16 protein-coding genes and 1 tRNA gene are annotated in these 18,665 nt (G+C 70.7%); 10 read left to right on the top strand and 7 right to left on the bottom strand.

Translation table 11 applies throughout. The annotated features are described in order from the left end of the window. Positions 1–478: 478 nt before the first annotated feature. Together ACSYGN_RS26365 and tatA are read left to right on the top strand one after the other, a co-directional pair. Positions 479–2,251 carry an LCP family protein gene (locus tag ACSYGN_RS26365; protein WP_460399753.1) on the top strand — a complete coding sequence of 591 codons (1,773 nt, stop codon included), beginning with the start codon at positions 479–481 and terminating at the stop codon, positions 2,249–2,251. A 152-nt stretch (positions 2,252–2,403) separates the two neighbouring features. Then, complete coding sequence (tatA, locus tag ACSYGN_RS26360) at positions 2,404–2,637, top strand: Sec-independent protein translocase subunit TatA (RefSeq protein ID WP_460399751.1); 234 nt, start codon at positions 2,404–2,406, stop codon at positions 2,635–2,637. A gap of 52 nt (positions 2,638–2,689) precedes the next feature. Here the strand turns inward: tatA and ACSYGN_RS26355 are convergent, their stop codons facing one another. From ACSYGN_RS26355 to ACSYGN_RS26335, 5 genes are all read right to left on the bottom strand, one after another. Next, complete coding sequence (locus ACSYGN_RS26355; protein ID WP_460399749.1) at positions 2,690–2,971, bottom strand: hypothetical protein; 282 nt, start codon at positions 2,969–2,971, stop codon at positions 2,690–2,692. A gap of 222 nt (positions 2,972–3,193) precedes the next feature. Beyond that, positions 3,194–4,660 (bottom strand): Cys-Gln thioester bond-forming surface protein, encoded by a 1,467-nt coding sequence (locus tag ACSYGN_RS26350; RefSeq protein WP_460399747.1) that lies wholly within the window; start codon positions 4,658–4,660, stop codon positions 3,194–3,196. A gap of 328 nt (positions 4,661–4,988) precedes the next feature. Further along, positions 4,989–5,531 carry a single-stranded DNA-binding protein gene (locus ACSYGN_RS26345; RefSeq protein ID WP_460399745.1) on the bottom strand — a complete coding sequence of 181 codons (543 nt, stop codon included), beginning with the start codon at positions 5,529–5,531 and terminating at the stop codon, positions 4,989–4,991. A gap of 286 nt (positions 5,532–5,817) precedes the next feature. Further along, a complete protein-coding gene (locus ACSYGN_RS26340; RefSeq protein ID WP_460399742.1) occupies positions 5,818–7,776 on the bottom strand; it encodes a YfjP family GTPase in 1,959 nt (652 codons plus the stop codon). A gap of 3 nt (positions 7,777–7,779) precedes the next feature. Further along, positions 7,780–9,591, bottom strand: coding sequence for an ATP-binding protein (locus ACSYGN_RS26335; RefSeq protein ID WP_460403759.1), 1,812 nt, complete (start codon positions 9,589–9,591; stop codon positions 7,780–7,782). 330 nt (positions 9,592–9,921) lie between these two features. Here ACSYGN_RS26335 and ACSYGN_RS26330 point away from each other — a divergent pair. The 4 genes from ACSYGN_RS26330 to ACSYGN_RS26315 all read left to right on the top strand — a co-directional run bounded on the left by ACSYGN_RS26330 (position 9,922) and on the right by ACSYGN_RS26315 (position 13,900). Beyond that, positions 9,922–9,994: transfer RNA gene (locus tag ACSYGN_RS26330), tRNA-Arg, on the top strand. Positions 9,995–10,265: 271 nt separating this feature from the next. Next, positions 10,266–11,096 (top strand): class I SAM-dependent methyltransferase, encoded by an 831-nt coding sequence (locus ACSYGN_RS26325; RefSeq protein ID WP_460399740.1) that lies wholly within the window; start codon positions 10,266–10,268, stop codon positions 11,094–11,096. Positions 11,097–11,512: 416 nt separating this feature from the next. Beyond that, on the top strand, positions 11,513–13,393 hold the full coding sequence (locus tag ACSYGN_RS26320) for a phosphatidylglycerol lysyltransferase domain-containing protein (RefSeq protein WP_460399738.1): 1,881 nt from the start codon (positions 11,513–11,515) through the stop codon (positions 13,391–13,393). Between the two features lie 126 nt (positions 13,394–13,519). Continuing rightward, positions 13,520–13,900 carry a BlaI/MecI/CopY family transcriptional regulator gene (locus tag ACSYGN_RS26315; protein ID WP_460399736.1) on the top strand — a complete coding sequence of 127 codons (381 nt, stop codon included), beginning with the start codon at positions 13,520–13,522 and terminating at the stop codon, positions 13,898–13,900. Between the two features lie 285 nt (positions 13,901–14,185). Here ACSYGN_RS26315 and ACSYGN_RS26310 read toward each other — a convergent pair whose 3' ends face one another. After that, positions 14,186–14,641, bottom strand: a complete 456-nt coding sequence (locus tag ACSYGN_RS26310) for an ATP-binding protein (RefSeq protein ID WP_460399734.1) — start codon at positions 14,639–14,641, stop codon at positions 14,186–14,188. A gap of 145 nt (positions 14,642–14,786) precedes the next feature. On the opposite strand from ACSYGN_RS26310, the gene ACSYGN_RS26305 reads away from it, so the two are divergent. The 4 genes from ACSYGN_RS26305 (at position 14,787) to ACSYGN_RS26290 (ending at position 17,723) form a co-directional block, all read left to right on the top strand. Then, a complete protein-coding gene (locus ACSYGN_RS26305; RefSeq protein WP_460399732.1) occupies positions 14,787–15,653 on the top strand; it encodes a helix-turn-helix domain-containing protein in 867 nt (288 codons plus the stop codon). Continuing rightward, positions 15,650–15,871, top strand: a complete 222-nt coding sequence (locus ACSYGN_RS26300; RefSeq protein WP_460399730.1) for a DUF397 domain-containing protein — start codon at positions 15,650–15,652, stop codon at positions 15,869–15,871. Before ACSYGN_RS26305 ends, ACSYGN_RS26300 begins: the two co-directional genes overlap by 4 nt. A 7-nt stretch (positions 15,872–15,878) precedes the next feature. Next, positions 15,879–16,466 carry a YdeI/OmpD-associated family protein gene (locus ACSYGN_RS26295; protein WP_460399728.1) on the top strand — a complete coding sequence of 196 codons (588 nt, stop codon included), beginning with the start codon at positions 15,879–15,881 and terminating at the stop codon, positions 16,464–16,466. A gap of 123 nt (positions 16,467–16,589) precedes the next feature. Then, positions 16,590–17,723, top strand: coding sequence for a Fic family protein (locus tag ACSYGN_RS26290; protein WP_460399726.1), 1,134 nt, complete (start codon positions 16,590–16,592; stop codon positions 17,721–17,723). Positions 17,724–17,754: 31 nt separating this feature from the next. Here ACSYGN_RS26290 and ACSYGN_RS26285 read toward each other — a convergent pair whose 3' ends face one another. Further along, on the bottom strand, positions 17,755–18,642 hold the full coding sequence (locus tag ACSYGN_RS26285; RefSeq protein ID WP_460399724.1) for an STM4011 family radical SAM protein: 888 nt from the start codon (positions 18,640–18,642) through the stop codon (positions 17,755–17,757). Positions 18,643–18,665: the final 23 nt, after the last annotated feature.

Below are 18,665 nucleotides of genomic sequence, written 5' to 3'. Positions count from 1 at the left end.
AATAATGGAACTAGGTGGGAGCCGGTCCTGATGTCGGGGGAAGAAGGGCGCGCATGCCGCACGGTGACATTCGGCGAGTGCGTGAGATGAATCTGCGGCTGGGTGTTGCCCTGGCGGAGGTGGAAGGCTTGTATACGGCGATACTGAGGGGCGGCTCTCCGGGCCGACGCCGACGACTTCAGGCGGAACTGGCCCGTGCGGCCGGCCGACTGGCCGAACTGGCCGCAGCAGAGCCGGGGGCCGCTGCGGTACGGCGTTCGCGTTGGGGGCGGCGTCGGGTCCTCGCCGAGCGGGGCGCCGCGTGGATCGCCGCGCGCTACCGGAGTGAAGCCCCTTGACGCGGCTGAGGTGTCCGGCCCGGACCCTCACCTGTGAATCGGAGGAGAATCTCACCACTCCTCCCCTTATGTTTGCTAGATTGCGCAACCGTGCATCCGATGCCTGATCGGGTCAGCCCGACCGTTCATGGGAGTGGGAGATGAGCAATTCCCGGGGCGGCCAGGCGACGCGCCGCCGCACCACGCGGGAGCCCCGACTGCGGGAGCCCGGACTGCGGGAGCCCGAAGTACGAGCGGATGCGTCCGACTCGGAGCGCCTGCCGGGCGGCCGGGCGGCGGCGAGGGCAGCGGCCCGTCGCGGCGGCACTGTCGGCCACGGCGCCAGTGGCGGCAGTGGCGGCAGTGGCGGCAGTGGCGGTAAAGGCAGGACCCGGCGGGCGAAGCGGGACGGGCGCGGCAGACGGGTGCTGAAGGTCGTGGGCCTGTGTCTCTCGGTGCTGGTGCTGGGCACGGCGGGGGTGGGCTGGTGGTTCTACCAGCACCTCAACGGCAACATCAACAGCGTTGCGCTGGACGGGAAGGGCGGCAAGGAGAAGGCCGACGCGTTCGGGCGGACACCGATCAACATCCTGGTGATGGGATCGGACGGCCGGACGAGCGGTGCGGACTGCAAGCTCGGCGGCGGCTGTTCGAAGACCGGCGTGCAGAGCGGCTACGGCAACGCGGACGTGGAGATGGTGGTGCACATATCCGCCGACCGCTCCAACGCCACCGTCATGAGCATCCCCCGTGACACCATGACGAACATCCCGGCCTGCAAGGACACCAAGTACCACACCTCCACGTCCGGCTACTACGGGCAGATCAACAGCGCGCTCCAGTACGGGCCCGCCTGCCAGGTCGCCACGGTGCACCAGCTCACCGGCATCCCCATCGACCACTTCGTGAAGCTGGACTTCTCCGGCGTGGTCAAGATGTCCGACGCGGTCGGCGGCGTGTCGGTGTGCGTCAGCGACAACGTGTACGACACCTACTCGCACCTGAAGCTGTCCGAGGGCACCCACACCCTCAAGGGCGAGGCCGCGCTGGAGTTCGTCCGCTCGCGGCACGGCTTCGGCGACGGCAGCGACCTCGGCCGTACCGTCTCCCAGCACATCTTCCTCAGCGCGATGATCCGCAAGTTCAAGAGCGCGGGCACGCTCACCGACCCGACCGCGGTCTACGACCTCGCGGACGCCGCCACGAAGGCGCTCACCGTGGACGACGGCCTCGGCAGCGTCAGCAAGCTGGTCTCGCTCGCGGCGGACGTGAACAAGGTCCCCGCCAAGCGGATGACGTTCACCACCATGCAGACCGGCGCCGACCCGAACAACAGCGACCGTGTGGTGGTGGCTGACGGCGCCAAGAGCCTGTTCTCGACCATCGCCGACGACCAGTCGCTGACCACCGGTTCGGGCAAGAAGTCGGCGGCCTCCTCGGCGACCGCGAAGGCCACGGCAAGCGCGTCCCCGGTGTCCAAGTCCGATGTCGACGTGACTGTCGAGAACGGCACCGCCATCACGGGCCGCGCCTCCGTCATCGCGACCGCCCTGACGGACGCCGGGTTCGGCTCCGGCACGACGACCGCCAACGCGCCGAGCCCGGCGACTTCCACGACACTGACCTACGGCCCCAGTGAGAAGGCACAAGCCCAGACGGTCGCCAAGGCCCTGAACCTGCCCGGCTCGACGCTGAAGAAGGGGTCGGCCGCCGGACTGACCCTGGTCATCGGCAGCGACTGGTCCAAGGGCACGACGTATCCCGACACCGCCGCCACCGCGAAGACCGCGACCGCCAACGCCAACGCGTCGACCGCCGGCGAGTCCAAGTGCGCCACGGTCAGCCCCTACAGGACGGTCAGCCTCAACGGGGTCGCGATGACCCCTGCCCAGGCGTACGCGGCAGCGGGCAAGAAACCCGACTCCGACGAGTAGGGCCCGGACTCGTACCCGAAGGACGACCGGCGCCATCCAAGAGCTTGTACACTTCTTGCACAGTTGCGCAATAGAGCAATTATTTCGGACTGACCGATGGTCGGGCCGTGCGTGTCGCCGGCCCGCCGATGCGATGAGAAGGGGTGTGCGGGATGCTCCGCAACGGACTGGAACCCTGGCACCTGCTGGTCGTGGCGATCGTGATCATCCTGCTGTTCGGCTCGAAGAAGCTGCCCGACGCGGCGCGTTCCCTCGGCAAGTCGATGCGCATCCTCAAGAGCGAGGCCAAGGCCATGAAGGAAGACGGCGCCGCGCAGTCCTCCGCAGCACCGGCGCCCGAGGACTCGCCGTCCACCGCAGCTGCGAACGGCACGTGGCACGGGTGAATTGCTCGCGCGTTCATGCGACTGCGGCGATGCGTCGGCATCCTTCCCTGTGTCAGCTCACCTTCACGCTCCAGGCGGAGGAGTAGGTGCCCGTCAGGGTCGTCGTTCCGGGGCGGTAGACGCGCAGAGTCCATGTCCCGGTCCGGGAGAACGTGATCTTCGCGGTGGCGCTGCCGCCGGTGCTGAGAGTCGCAGAGGTGAGCGTCGCCCAGGTGCCGTCCGTCTGGCGGGCCTGGAAGCGCAGCGCGGTGCCCGTCGCCTCTCGGTTCCTGACGGGACGACGGGCAGGCGGCGGTGCCTGCGGCCTGTGCCGCGGACTCGCGCGTCCTGACACGCGGTACCGCTACCGGGGCGGCGCGATCCCCACCCCTGGACGACCGCATGACGAACGGCCCACGGCGCACGGCCGGCGCTCGGGCCGGGGCCTCAACTGCGTGTAGCTCCCTGGCCAGTTGGCCAGGGAGCTCGCTGTTCGTGATCACCGTGTGTCTGTGCACGCGACCCGTGTCACCTGCTCGGCACCTGTGCCGGGGGTGGGGTCGAGCGTGGCTCGGGGTCAGTCCTGAGGGCCGGTTTCCTTCTTGCGGATCAGGAGGAGGGCTGCGCCGCCGATGACCACGAAGCCGATGGCCACGCCTGCGATCAGGGGGGTCATGTCGGAGCTGCCGGTGGCGGCGAGGTTGGTGGTACGGCCCGAGGTGACGCCCGAGGTGACGCCCGCTGTGACGGGGCTCGGCTCGCTGAGGGTCTGGACCGAGTCGCCCGCCGTGCTGCTCGCCGTCTTGCAGTCGAGGACGCCGGTGAAGCGCTCCGAGAAGCCGTTCGGCCCGCTGATCGTGAAGTCGTAGGCCTGGTCCTCCTGGAGCGGGACCGTGACCGTCCGGGACGTGCCCGCCGGGATGCTGTGCGTGGTGCCCACCAGCTCGAAGGTGAACGCCTCGTCGCCCTGGTTGGAGGCCGTGATGGCGAGGGCGCTCTTCGCGCAGTCCTTGTGCGCCGACAGGGCGGGGATCGCGCCCTGTCCCGCCCAGGTGACGTTCGCGATCGCGGAGACCGTCGACTCGCTGGAGCCGGCCAGGATCTGCGTCTGGCTGCGGTTCTCGGAGGCGAAGGCCCGGCCGACGGGGACCGTGGTGGACGCCTGCACCGTCAACTCCGCGGCGCCGTCGGCGGTGTCGGCGGGCACCTCGAAGTAGATCTCGGTGCCGTCCTCCGCCGACGTGATCTTCTCGCCGTCCTTGCCGACGATCCGCACCCCGGTCGTGGCGGAGTCCGTGGGCGGGATCACCGTCACGCTCGCCGCGTTGGTGTGCACGGTCACCGGGCCGAGCAGCCCGCTGGCGTGCCCGGCGACCGCGGGCGGGTCGAGGGTCAGCGACGCCTCGGGCTCCGCCAGGTCTTGGGCGCTCTTCTGCAGGTAGTCCGCCAGCTTCTCGGCCTGCGGGTCCACCGCGTCGACATCCACGCCGTCCGACCAGCGCCAGATCGCCACCTGGGTACCGGCCGCCGCGTCCTGCTCGCTGAGGCTGCCCGCGCCTGCCTTCCGCGCGAGGGCCGCGAGGTCGTTCATCTGCGGGTAGGAGTTCTCCAGGATCCAGCGGATCCGGCCCGCGTTCTTGTTGGTGCCCAGCGAGGTGCTGCTCCAGGAGGTCTCCTGGTACTTGGCGTCCCGCTGGGTCGGGTTGTCCAGGTCGACGCAGTACGTCTGGAGGGTGCCTCCGCCGTCGACCGACATCTCGAACAGCCCCGCCGACACCTGCTGGTCGCCGTCGGTCTCGTGGATCACCGCGGCGCCGTAGGTCTTCAGCCCGCCTATGGTGGCGGTCGCTCCGCCCTGCGTCTGGGGTGTCTCGTCCGCGGCTGCCGTACCGGCGGTGGCCAGAACGCCTGCGACGACGAGTCCGGAGACCACGCAGCGTGACAACGCAGCAAGCACAGGATTCCCTTTCGAGCAGGATCCACCGGCACGGGAGGACAAGGCCTCACCAGCAGGATCAGCAGCCCCGAGAACGTACGTCGGCATCCTATGGACACCGGCGCACCACCTTTCCCAGTCCTGTGATCCGATAACCGATCCGATCCGGAATCGTTATCGCCGCGATCATCGGCGGCGACTGTGGCTCGTCGACAGAAGGGCCGAGCAGCCAGGGTGTTGGGCCTGGTCAGCGCGCTCGGGCGGCCCGGTCGTGGGGTCGTTCCCGGGGTCTGCGAGGTCCGGGTTCTGGTCCGAGGGTTCGTACCGGTCGTCCGGTTCGTTCACGCGGTTCACAGCGGGGCTGCCGACAAGTCACAGTTCGCTCAGAGGTTTTCGGCCACCGACATCACCTCACGTGACGCAATGTGACGTGAGGTCACATCGCCGCCGCAACCGGCTCCGGTTCTCGCGCCGTCTCGGGCGCCGTGTCCGGCACGGCCTCCGGCTCCGCGGAACTCACCGGAGGCGTCTCCCAGTTGGGCTCCGGCAGGGCACCGGACGCGGCCGCCGCCGACCCTGCGGCACCCGTCCCCACTCCCGCCCCCGCTCCCGTCTCCGGGCGGCCGCCGCGCCGGAACGCCGAGGTGCCGCGGGCGAGATCGTGGCCGATCGCCACCGCATCGAGGTCGGCCGACGCCCAGTTCTGCTGGCCCTCCCGTGTCTCCGAACGCACTTTCAGCCTGCCCTGCACGATGACGGGGTCACCGACCGAGAGCGACGCCGCCGCATTGGCGGCGAGCTGACGGTTGGCCCACACCGTGAAGAAGTTGGTGTGCCCGTCGGTCCACGCGCTCTTCTCGCGATCCCAGTACCGCGCGGTCACCGCGAGCCGGAACCGTGCCGACGGGCCCGCCGCCAGTTCCCGGTACACCGGCTGGGTCGCCACATTCCCCACCGCACACACGATCGTCTCGTTCATCCCGGACTCCTCCCCCGCCCCGGCTGCTGTGCCGGGCGGACAGCGGATACGCCTACGGGCCCGTCCCGTACGGCTGCGTCTCGACTGCCACGCCGGTGGCGTACGCCCTGTTCGCGTACGCCGCCGGCGCGCCGACGCATGACCAGACTGCCTCCGCCGGAACGAGCCCGCTGAGCCCTGTGGGCGACCGCCCGCCTGTGGAAAACCCGGTCACCCGTACGAGGGATCTACGGGGGATCTACGAGGGATCCACGGGGGATCTACGGGGGTTCCAGTCCCTCCCGGGTCACCGCACCCCCACGCCCACCCCCGCCCCGGCCTGCACCACCGTCCCGTAACACTCCCGCACCTCCCGGTAGCGCAGCAGTTCCGCAGCCACCGGGTCGAGCACCCGGGCCCTGCCGCACCCGGCGGCCGCCTCCCGCAGCCGGCGTTCCGCCTCCTGGCCGTAGCGCCGGGCGGGTCCGCGGGCCGCCATCCGGCAGCCCCACTCCACGAAGGGCCCGCCGACGATCCCCGCGAGCATCAGCAGCACCGGCACGCCCAGGTTCGGCGCCACGACCCCGGCGATCTGCCCCATCAGCCACAGCCCGCCCACGATCTGAAGGAACGTCATGGCGCCCTGGGCGACCACGGCCGCCGGCCACCAGCCGGGCCGCGGCGGCCGTCCCGGGGGAAGCCCGGCCCGCACCGCCAACAGGTCCAGCGCCCCCGGCAGGCCCTGCGATCCCCGTACGGCCGCCTCGCGCACCGCCTGCGCCCACGGCGCGGGCAGCCCTGCCGACGCGTGCTCCGCCACCGTACGCACCGCCTGCTCCACCCGCTGCCGGGCGGTGGCCTCCTCGTCGTTCTGGGTACGCACCGGCAGCCGTCCGGTCGGCAGCTCGCCCCGGTCCTGGTACCAGCGCCACAGCCGCAGCCACGGTGTGCCGCACGCGCGGTTGGCGTTGCGCAGCCAGGCCCGTTCCGCCGCCTCGCCCGCCGCACCAGCGCCCACGGCGTCCGCGAGCCGGTCGGCGAACTCGTCGCGTGCCTCCTCGCTGAGCCCGGCGCGCCGCCCGGTGGTGTAGACGGGCCGCAGCCGGGCCGCAGCGGCGTCCACGTCGGCCGAGACCCGGCGGGCCGCGGCCCCGCGCTCGGTCACGAACTGGCCGAGTGCCTCGCGCAGTTCACCGATCCCGGTACCGGTCAGCGCGGACACCGCGAGCACGGTGGCGCCGGGCTCGCCGTGCTCCCCGAGGGCGATCCCGTCCTCGTCGAGCAGCCGCCGCAGATCGTCGAGCACCTGGTCGGCGGCCTCGCCGGGCAGCCGGTCGACCTGGTTGAGGACGACGAACATGACCTCCGCGTGCCCGGCCAGCGGCCGCAGATAGCGCTCGTGGAGCACGGCGTCGGCGTACTTCTCCGGGTCGACGACCCAGATCACGGCGTCGACGAGCGCCAGGACACGGTCCACCTGCTCACGGTGCTGGACGGCCGCCGAGTCGTGGTCGGGGAGGTCGACCAGCACCAGCCCGCGCAGTTGCTCCTCCGCCTCCGGGCTCTGTGCGGGGCGCCTGCGCAGCCGTCCCGGGATCCCGAGCCGGTCGATGAGCGCCGAGCCGCCGTCGCCCCAGCTGCACACGATGGGCGCGGAGGTGGTGGGCCGTCGCAGGCCGGTCTCCGAGATGGCCACCCCGGCGAGCGTGTTGAAGAGTTGGGACTTGCCGCTGCCGGTGGCACCCGCGATGGCGACGACGGTGTGCTGCCCGGAGAGCCTGCGCCGGGCAGCCGCCGCTTCGAGCACCTTGCTGGCCTCGGCGAGCGTCCTGCTGTCGAGCCGGGTCCGGGAGAGCCCCACGAGTTCGCGCAGCGCGTCGAGACGGGAGCGCAGGGGGCCGCCGTAGGCGAGGGGGGCGGGGGGCCGCGGCGGCGGTGCGGCCACCGGTCTGGCCCCGGGGGCGGGGGCCCCGGGGGCGGAGGGGACCCCCACTTGCTGCACAGCGGTGTCGGTCACGCGGCGGGCGATCAGGCCGTCGTCCCAGGGGATGGCGGGGACGGAGGGATCAGGATCGGGGTCGGGGATAGGGCCGGAAGGGGCGGGGGCGGAACCGCCTACGGCGGCTACGGCGGCTACGGCGGCTACGGCGCTGGACGCGCCCGAGGGGGTGCTGTCGCCGGTGTTGCCGGGTCCGCGATCGGTGTGACTGGTGTTGTCCATGTGATCCGTGTGATCCATGTGGTTTTCGTCAGCGACGGCGGTCACCGCTCACCTTTCCTTCTGGAGTACGGACAGCGCGGCGATGAGTTCGGCCTGGGGTTCGACATGTACCTCCAGGGCGTCGAGCGGTGCGAGTCTGCGTTCGCGTTCGGTGTGCAGCACCTGGTCGACGTACTGGGTGAGCAGCCGCCCCCCGCGGTCGCGCAGCCGCAGCGCGCCGTGGGCACCGAGCCGCTCGGCGAGTCCCTCACCGGCGGAGCGGGCCCGTCGGCCGCCGAGCAGGGCGGTGGCGACGAGGGCGGTGACCAGCTCGGGGTCGTGAGCGGCGGGGCGTTCGAGGGCGCGCACCTCGTCCTCGGCGTACTCCTCCAGCTCGCGCCGCCAGCGCCGTACGGCCATCCCGATACGGTGCTCGGCGCCGTCCGGGGCGGGATCCTCACCGTGCAGCCCGGGCGCGCCGGAGGCGGGTTCGCGCCGCCATGCCTCGTCGACGCGTTCGTCGGCGCCGGTGACGGCGCACAGCAGGAGGGCACCGAGGCTCTCGGTGAGGGCGTCGAGGAGTTCGCCGGGGGCGCAGTCGAGGGGGAAGGCCCGCCAGCGTTTGAGGGCGTCCCCGGCGAGCACGGCACCGGCCTGGAGCCGACCGCGTACCCGGGTGTGCTCGCTGTCGTACGCCATGTCGACGGCCGAGGTGAGGCGGAGCGCGGCGGCGTGCTGGGCGGCGGCGGAGGCGGCCAGCTCGGGCATGCGGGCCTTGAGGGAGTCGAGGACACCGCGTGCCGTACGGGCGAGGGAGTGCTGGCGGGCGCCGGGGTCCTGGGCCTGGTGGACGAGCCAGGTCCGCAGGGGTGCGACGGCGCTGGCGGGCAGCAGTCCGCCGCCCCAGGCGGACTCGGGCAGCTCGGGCACGGTGAAGCGGGGCAGGTCGCCGAGTCCGGCCTTGGTCAGGAGGGCGGCGTACTGCCGGGAGACCTCGGAGACGACCTGGTGGGGCACGCGGTCGAGGACGGTGACGAGGGTGGCGTCGTACTCCTTGGCGGTGCGCAGCAGGTGCCAGGGGACGGCGTCGGCGTAGCGGGAGGCCGTCGTGACCATGACCCAGATGTCGGCGGCGCAGATCAGCTGGGCGGCGAGGACGCGGTTCTCGGCGACGAGGGAGTCGATGTCGGGGGCGTCGAGGAGGGCGAGGCCGGGCGGGAGCGTGTCGACGGTCTCGACACGCAGGACGTGCGCGGGGTCCTCACCGGGAAACAGCAGCTCGTCGCCGGGGTCGTAGCCGGACACCGGCCCCGCCCCGGCGCCCTGCCCGGCACCGCGTCCGGCCCCCCGCCCGAGCCCTTGCCCGAGCCCCTGCCCGGTGCTGCCTGCCACGGTCGCCGCCGACGACCCCTGCCCGGACCCATGTCCGGGCCCATGTCCGGGTCCCTGTCCGGGTCCCTGTCCGGGCCCATGTCCGGGCCCCTGTCCGGGTCCCTGTCCGGGCTCCTGATGGGGCACCCACACGCGGGTGAGCCCGGGAAGGACCCGCATCCCGCTGAACCAGTGCTGGTCCTCCGGATGGCAGACGAGCACCGGGGTGCGTGTCGTCGGCCGCAGCACTCCCGCCTCGCTGACCCGCCGCCCCACGAGGGAGTTGACGAGGGTCGATTTGCCGGCGCCGGTGGAGCCGCCCACGACGGCCAGCAAGGGCGCTTCGGGCTCTCTCAGGCGGGGCACCAAGTAGTCGTCGAGCTGCGCGAGCAGTTCGTCGCGATTGGCACGCGCGCGGGGAGCCCCCGCCAGGGGCAGCGGGAAGCTGGCGGCGGCGACGCGGTCGCGCAGGGCGGAGAGCGCGTCGAGCAGCTGGGGCCGTACGTCCAAGGTCACCACACGTGAAGAATGCCCAATTTTAGGGGAATTCTGAAGCATATGGGCATGTCTGCGCGCCGAGCGGACACAAGGGGCAGAAGGGGTGACTGGGACACAGGCACAGCCCAGGCATAACGAGTGCACAACACCCGGTGCGTGAGGCGCCAAAGGTGGTGCACGATTCGTACCTGCCTGCGATTATCAGGACCGCTTCACCGAACCTCCACATCGAGCCACGGAGGCGAAGCAACAGGGACAAGGATCCAGGAGCCCTATCCTTGTCCCCGGCAACGTCACGGATCAGCCCACACCCGGGCACCACGACCGAGGCCACCACCACCGGCCCCCGTAGCTCAGTGGATAGAGCAGGCGCCTTCTAAGCGCTTGGCCGCAGGTTCGAGTCCTGCCGGGGGCGCCCGTCTCCGCCCTCCCCTTCGGGAGGGCGTTTTTGCTGGTCGGGCTACCGGTCAGACTGCAGTCGGGCTGCTGGTCGGACGCGGTTCAGCACGCCCTGCGGAGGGGCTGCGCGGGAGCGGCAAAGCCCCTGGGGAAGTCGGCGGCAGTCCGGCTGGAATCGCTTTGTCCGGCCCCTCGGCGTTCCCCCGTACGCGCTCTCCCACTGGGGCACCAAGCCACCCGGTGTTACGTTCTCGACACGGAAGGTCACCCATGACAGGAGCGGGGCCATGCCGAAGCCGAAGCCGAAGCCGAAGCTGTCGGCCAACCGCGCGAGTCTGCCCCACAAGCTGCGATACGCCGTACTGCATCCCGACCGCGTCTCGCCCTACCTGAGGCGGGCCGCACGGGACGTCTGGCTCGGCCTCAGGCACCGCGACCATGTCTCCTACTACCGGGCCGTCATGGCCTCCGACACCGCGCGAAGCCCGGACCGAGCCGTCGGCAGCGGGTCGGAGGCACGCTGGCTGGCGCTCGGTCAGATGCAGTTCGACTATCTGCTCGAACACGGTCTGACGCCGCAGGACCGGATGCTGGAGATCGGCTGCGGGAACCTTCGCGCCGGATGGCGTTTCATCGACTACCTGGAGCCCGGCCACTACTACGGCGTCGACATCTCACCCGACATCCTCATCGAGGCACAGAAGACTCTCGTACGGCACGATCTGCAGGACCGGCTGCCCTGTCTGACCCCGGTCGGCGACCTCACGCTGGGCTTCCTGCCGGAGGGCTGGTTCACGGTGGTGCACGCGCACAGCGTGTTCTCGCACTCTCCGCTTGCGGTCATCGAGGAGTGCCTGGCGCACGTGGGGCGCGTGCTCGCCCCGGACGGCTTCTTCGACTTCACCTTCGACCGCACGGATGGCCCCGAGCACCATGTGCTGCACGAGGACTTCTACTACCGCACCGAGACGCTGATCTCGCTGGCCGAGCAGCACGGTCTGACCGCCCGTTTCATGGACGACTGGGAGAAGCGTCCGCACGGCCAGTCGAAGATCCGGGTCACCCACCCGGAATCGGCGCAGCGGCACCGTCCTCGCGGAGTGCGGCACGCAAGGTGAACAGGCCGGCGGCCACCAGGGCCGGCCGTCCTTCTCCGTCCCGGCCCCACCACCCCCTCGGCGCCCGAGGAAACTCACCCCGGCCCCGGGGGTGTCCCTGCGCAGGGCCCGGTCCTCATCCATACCTCTTCCTTTCCTGCAAGATGTAGCGTTCCCCTCGCACTACAAGGCGTAGGGCGCGGGCGGACGGTAGACATGCGGGAAGAAATGCGGACAAAGCACCGTGCATCGATCGCGGATACCGGGCGGAGCTCGATCGCGTGCGGCCGGTCCCAGGTACGCCTGGAACTACGGAGCAGAAGAGATCAGGGACGTCACGGCCCGCCCCACACCCCGTCCCCACCTGCACCGTCCCCGTCTGCGCCGATCCCACCCACACCGATCCCACCGCTCACTCCCCAAGGTGACCCCCAGTCATGACCGTCCAGCAGCAGGCAGCCCTCACCCCCCGCCCGCGCACCTCCCCCGAACAGCCGCTAACCCTGTCCCGGCTGCGGGCGCGGGCGGCCGCGTTCACCGTCTGGTACCTGCGGCTGATCGCCCTGCTCAACGTCGCGGCGGTCATATCGGTGCCGTTCCGGCGCGAGGTCGACGAGCACAACACCGGCCGGATCTACGCCACCCACGCCTCCCACGGGTTCCACCAGTTCCACGCGCAGCACGCGGGTGATTACTTCACGCCGTACCTGGCCACCGCCGGCCTGGTCTCGGCCGCGCTCGCCATCTTCCTGTCGATGGTGATGCGGCGCAGGAAGCGGGCCGCCTGGACGGTCAACATGGCCTTCGCCGGGCCGCTGTTCGCGCTGTACGCCGTCGCGCTCACCCAAAACCCCTTCCGCATGCACCTGTTCAACTGGGGGTCGGCTCTGCTCACCGGCCTGTTCGTGGCCGCGCTGGTGATCGGGCGCCGGGAGTTCGAGGCGGTCGGGGACCCGTCCAACCCGAAGTTGGCGCTCGCCGTCGGCACGGGCGGCATCCTGGTCAGCGGCACGATCGGCACGCTGCTGGTCGACGCGACCAACAAGCTGCATCACGCCACGCTGTTCGACAAGGTCGCGTACACGCTGCTGCGGGGCATCAGCGTCGGCCCGCTCGCCGACCGTGTGTCGACCGTGCACGCGCCGCGCTGGGTCGACGTCATCGTCAACATCTCGGTCGCGGCGAGTTTCTGCCTCGTCCTGTACGCCTGCTTCCGCTCACCCCGCGGCCGGGAACTCCTAGGCGAGGAGGACGAGAAGCGGCTGCGTACGCTGCTCGACCGGCACGGCGAGCGCGACTCCCTCGGTTACTTCGCGCTCCGCCGTGACAAGGCGGTCAAGTGGTCACCGACGGGCAAGGCCGCCATCACCTACCGCGTGATCGGCGGCGTCAGCCTCGCCTCCGGCGACCCGATCGGCGACCCCGAGGCGTGGCCCGGCGCCATCGACGCCTGGCTCGCCGAGACCCGCCGACACGCCTGGACGCCCGCGGTCATGGGCGCGAGCGAGGAGGCCGGCACGATCTACGCACGACACGGCCTGGACGCTCTCGAACTCGGCGACGAGGCCATCGTGGACCTCGCCGACTTCACCCTCGACGGGCGCGCCATGCGGGTCGTACGACAGGCACACAACCGCGTCCGCCGGGCCGGCTACACCGTGCGCATCCGCCGCCACGCCGACATCCCCGAGAGCGAGATGGCCACGCTGATCGAGCGGGCCGACCGCTGGCGCGACGGCGCGACCGAGCGCGGCTTCTCCATGGCGCTCGGGCGGCTCGGCGACCCGGAGGACGAGTGCTGCGCCATGCTCGAGTGCCGGGACGCCGAGGGCGAGCCGCGGGCACTGCTGAGCTTCGTGCCGTGGGGCGAGCACGGGCTGTCACTGGACCTGATGCGCCGCGACCGGGACTGCGAGAACGGCCTGATGGAGTTCATGGTCGTCGAACTCCTGCTGCACGCCGAGGAGTTGGGTGTACGACGGGTATCCCTGAACTTCGCCATGTTCCGCGCCGTCTTCGAGCGCGGCGCACGCCTCGGCGCGGGGCCGGTGCTGCGGCTGTGGCGCTCGATCCTCACCTTCTTCTCCCGCTGGTGGCAGATCGAGTCCCTCTACCGCGCCAACGCCAAGTACCGGCCGGTCTGGGAGCCGCGCTTCCTGCTCTTCGAGAAGACCGCCGACCTGGCCCGCATCGGTCTCGCCGGCGCCCGCGCCGAGGGTTTCCTCACCCCGCCCCGCCTGCCCCAGCGCCGGAGGAGCCAGCCCGACGGACCCATGAAAGACGTACCCATGGAACAGGTCACTTCTGCGGAAAGCTGATCGAGTGTCCGGTCACGGACAGGCTCCGTAGCACTGACGTCTCCGCCGCAACGGGCTGCCGGAGAGCTCCCCGGCAGCCCCGGCCTCCCCCGGGTGCGGCCACCCCACCCACTGTAAGGTGCCCGCATGGCAGGCACTTCTCCCCGTGGGAGTGGGGAACGGCGCAGCGCCGGCGCACTGGAGGGCGAGGTCCTGGCCGCTCTCTGGGCGACCGAGGAGGCGCTGTCCCCGGCCGAGATCCAGGAGCGGCTCGGCGGCGGCCTCGCCTACAACACCGTGCACACCATCCTCAAGCGCCTGTACGACAAAGGGCTGGTCCTGCGGGATGTCAACGGACGCCGGGGCGCCTACCGCCCGGCGAAGAACGCCGCCGAGGTGACGGCCGAGGCCATGCACCGGGCCCTGGACCGCGGGCCCGACCCGATCGCCGCGCTTCAGCAGTTCGTGAGCGGGCTGACCCCGCAAGAGGAGCAGACGCTGCGTGACCTTCTCGTCGAGGAGCAATGAGGGTCGACGTCCACGTCCCTCTGATCCTCTCGCTCCTCCTGGCCGCCGTGGCCCCGCAGGTGGTCGGGGACTGTCCACGGCGCCGGTCGCCCGTGTCCTCACCTCGGCCGCCACCTCCTGGGCGCTGCTCCTGCTCGCCGCCACCCTTGTCAACTGTCAACTACCGCCGCGCTCCTGGCGCTCGCGGTCATCGCCCATCTTCTCCACAAGGCCGTGAGCCCGGTGTCATTGCCGCCGGAGGACGGTGCGCTTCCGGACTCCTTCGCCGCGCGCCAACCGGGTCTCTCACGTCTCCTCGGCGGGCACCCGGCAGCGCACCTGCTTCCCGATCGCCGAGCGCCGTACCTGCCACCCGGGCGCGAGCAGGTCGACCAGCCCGAGCCCCCGCCCGCCCTCCGCCTCCGCGCTGTCGAGCGCGATCGCCCGCCGCCGCGGCAGTACGCCGGGGTCCGGATCGTGCACGTTCACCGCGATGCCGTACGACGTCACGTACACCTCCACCACGAGCGGAACGTGGTCCCCGCAGGCCCGCACGGAGTTGCCGACCAGCTCGGACAGGACGAGCTGAGCAGAGTCGACGACCCCGGGGGCGAGGCCCTGCGTGAGCAGCTCGGCGCGCGTCAACTCCCTTACGGCCCGCAGGTTCGGGGGCGAGGCGGAGATGTGGGCGGCGAAGCCCTGGGGGCGGGGGCGGAGGTAGTAGCCGGGGGCGGTGAGGTGGGGGGTTGCGGTGGGGTGCATGGCGCCTCCTGGACGGTCAGCTGGAACAGGTCCAGGCTGCACCCGGCAGCCCCCATTCTCCCCCAGGTAGAAACATTTCCCCCCGAAAGAGTGAAATCCTCGCGATGGCGTGCGACGCCCCCAACGGCGTCGCCAGACTCCATCCATGCCCAACTCGCCGCTTGTACCGACCGTTCGACGCCGCCGCCTGGGTGCCAGCCTGCGGCGTTTTCGCAACGAGGCCGGAATGACCCTCGACGGCGCCGCAGGTGCCATGACCTGGAGAGCACCCAAGCTCTCAAAGATCGAGGGCGCCACCCAGGCCATCAAACCGGCCGAGGTGGAGGCACTCCTGACCGTGTACGGGGTGCAAGACACCCAGGTGAAGGACGCGCTGAAGGCTCTGGCGCAGGACGCAGGCAAGAAGGGCTGGTGGCAGACGTACAGCGCGATCGTGTCACCCAACTACGCCGACTACATCTCCCTTGAGACGGACGCGGAGACGATCTGCGCCTGGTCCCCATTGGTCGTCCCCGGACTGCTCCAGACTGCCGCGTACGCGCGCGAGACCATCTCCGGCGTGACAACGAGCCGCACGCCGGAAGAAGTCGCCGCGCTGACCGAGGTGCGTATGGCCAGGCAGTCCGTCCTCTCCCGTCCCGGCACGGCTCCGGAATTGTGGGCGATCGTCCATGAGGCAGCGCTCCACCAGCGCTTCGCCGTACGTCCCGCGACGATGCGTGAACAGCTCCGGCGACTCCTCGATGTATCCGAAATGCCTCACGTCACACTGCAGTTGATGCCACTGGACTCAACCGCACACCCCGGCATCATCGGCGGCTTCACCCTGACTACGTTCCCCCGGCCGATGCCTCCGGTAGTACTCCTGGAAAACCTCGGTGGCGCGACGTACGTTGAGGGCGAGGATGCAGCGCCCTTCGCAAAAGCCGTCGAACGCATCCGCGCGACGGCGCTTCCGGTGGAGGACTCGCTCGCGAGAATCGCCGAGTTGGAGGAGAGGCACCGAAAGTGACCCACGCCAAAGCCGAGTTGTACGCCCATGACCTCACAGCGGCGATATGGCGGAAGGCGTCCGCCAGCGGCGCGGAGCATGACTGCGTCGAAGTCGCCGAACTCCCCGGCGGCGCAAGGGCGGTCCGGGACTCCAAGAACCTCGGCCGTGAGCCCCTGCGCTTCACCGCCTCCGAGTGGGCCGCGTTCCGGGACGGGATCGTCATCGGCGAGCTTTAATGAGGTCATGTCTGGAGCACGGAGTCCGGAAGACCCGGTCCTCGCCTTCGCCACGCAGGAGGCTTGGGAGACGTGGCTCGCGGAGAACCACTCCGAGGTCTCGGGTGTCTGGCTGAAGATCCCGAAGAAAGGCTCCGGACTGGACGGCCTCGACTACGCCGGGGCGCTGGAGTCGGCGCTCTGCTACGGCTGGATCGACGGACAGAAGAAAAAGCTGGACGAGCAGCACTGGCTGCAGCGCTTCACCCCGCGGCGGCCGGGCAGCAAGTGGTCGAAGGTGAACCGGGAGAAGGCCACGGAGCTCATCGCGCGGGGGCGTATGTGCGCGCCGGGCCTGGCCGAGGTGGACAAGGCCAAGGGAGACGGCCGCTGGGAAGCGGCGTACGCCAGCCAGAGCAAGGCGTCGGTCCCCGACGACCTCCAGGCGGCCCTGGACGCCGCCCCCGAGGCCCGCGCGTTCTTCGCCACCCTCGACAGCCGCAACCGCTACGCGATCCTCTACCGGGTCCAGGACGCCAAGAAGCCACAGACCAGGGCGTCCCGCATCGAGAAGTTCGTTGCCATGCTGGCCGAAAAGAAGAAGATCTACCCCTGAAGCGGGGGTGCGCCAACCGGGTCCAGGTGGCCATCCTCGTCCACGAGGCCCGGGACGTGCGACGCACCTCGACCCCGCTTGACCGAATGACACAATCATAGTGTCATTGGTTGGGTGCTCTACATGACACCTCCCTTGGACGGCGACGATCTGCGCGCCCTCGACGAGATCGCGGCCATGCGCCGCGCCCTGCGGCACATGCTGCGGGCCACCCCCCGCTGGACACGGCAGCTGCGCCGCAACCTCACCGCCCGCGCGATCGCCGGCTCGAACACCATCGAGGGGTACGCCGCGACCGTCGACGACGTGGAAGCGCTCATGTCCGGAGAGGAACCCCTGGAGACCGGGGAACGGACCCGCGCAGAGCTGGAGGGCTACCAGCGGGGCATGACCTACATCCAGGCCCTCGCCGACGCCGGTGCCGGTTTCCGGTACGACACCGGGCTGCTCAACGGTCTGCACTTCATGCTGCAGGGTCACCACCTCGACAAGCGCCCCGGCCGCTGGCGCGACGGCCCCGTCTATGTCACCAGCCCCGACGACCCCCTGGTCCCCGCCTATACAGCGCCCGACCACGAGGATGTCCCCGCGCTGATGCAGGAGTTCATCGAGTGGCTCAATGAAGGGGATCTCGACGCACCTGTCCACGTGCGCGCCTCCATGGCCCACCTCAACCTCGTCAAGATCCACCCGTGGAAGGACGGCAACGGACGCATGTCCCGCGCCCTGTCCACCCTCGTCTTCTCCCGCGAGGCGCTCATGCCGCCGGAGTTCTCCTCCATCGAAGAGTGGCTCGGCCGCGGCCAGAACACGTATGCCTACTACCAGGTCCTGGAGGAAGTAGGCGGTGCGCGCTGGAGTCCTGAGCGGGACACCCGCCCCTGGATCCGGTTCTGCCTGACCGCACACCACCGCCAGGCGCAACAGGCCCAGCGGCGCTTCGATGTGATGTCCCGCGCCTGGACCCGCCTCGTCGAAGCCGTTGAGGAGACCGGCCTGGATGAGCGTGTCGTCTACGCCCTGCTGCCCGCCTTCTCCGATGCCAAGGTCCGTCGCACCGTCTACCAGCAGGACGCCGACCTCAGCGACCAGCAGGCCATCCGCGACATCCGCGAGCTCGTCACGCGTGGCTGGCTCGTGCCGCATGGCAAGGCCCGCGCCCGCTACTACGCCCCCGGCCCGCTCATGAATCCTGTGCGGGCAGAGGTCCACCAGTCCCTGGAGCCGTACGCCGATCCCTACCGCCCTCGCCCCTGAGCCCTACCTCTTCGGCTGGACACTCACGAGGTCAGGGCGGCACGTCCGCTCCCTGTGGCGCCCTGCGAACCGCATGCCCCTGCGCCGGTATGCGTTCCAGTACTCCGCCCGCGAAGACGTCATACAGGGGGAGGGTTTCCAGGTGGACGTAGCCGATGTGGCAGTCGCAGTGGGTGAGGGGGCAGGGGCGGGGGCGTAGGGATTCGCGGTAGGTGTTGTCGTAGAGGTTGCCCAGGGGGTCGGGGACGAAGTGGCAGCGGCGGACCATGCCCTCGCCGTCCACCGAGACGACCGACTCGCCCGTGCGGCAGGGCAGGCCGGCGCTGCGGTGCGGGTGGCGGCTGTAAGGGAAGAGGGGGTCCAGGGCCGTCCAGTCGGCGGCCTCCGGGTCGGTGTACGTGTGGCCCTCCGCGGCGTTGACCCAGAGGTAGACGTGGGCCGGGAGGTCGGCGCGCAGGCGGCGCGCCGGTTCCAGATGCTCGGGGAGGCCCACGATGCCGACGCTGTGGCGGACGCCCCGGTCGGCGAGGTCGTGGCATGTGGTGAGGAAGCGGTCGTAGGGCGTCTGGCCGGGGTGGAAGGTGCACCACAGGGCGAGGGTGTCCAGGTCGGCACCGGCCAGCCAGTCCGTGCGGCAGCTGAGATTCGTCTGGATCGCCACCCTGCGGATGTGCGGCAGACGGCTCAACTCGGTGAGCGTGCGCCGGTACCAGGAACGGACCAGGCCCTCACCCCATGGCGTGAACAGCAGCGAGAGTCTGTCGTCCCGCTGGGCCGTCGCCCAGTCTGCGAAACGGGTCAGGGCCGTGCGGTCCGCGGTCAGTTGGGCGCGGGTGTCCCGGCGCTTGGCGAAGGGGCAGTACGGGCAGTCGTAGTCGCACGACGCCAGCGGGCCCCGGTAGAGGATCGTGAGGTCCATGGGGGTCATCGGGGCCGTCCCCG

This window comes from Streptomyces sp. YIM S03343 (assembly GCF_054729195.1).
The sequence above is the reverse complement of the archived record's forward strand: the minus strand, read 5'-3'. Positions and strand labels throughout refer to the sequence as shown.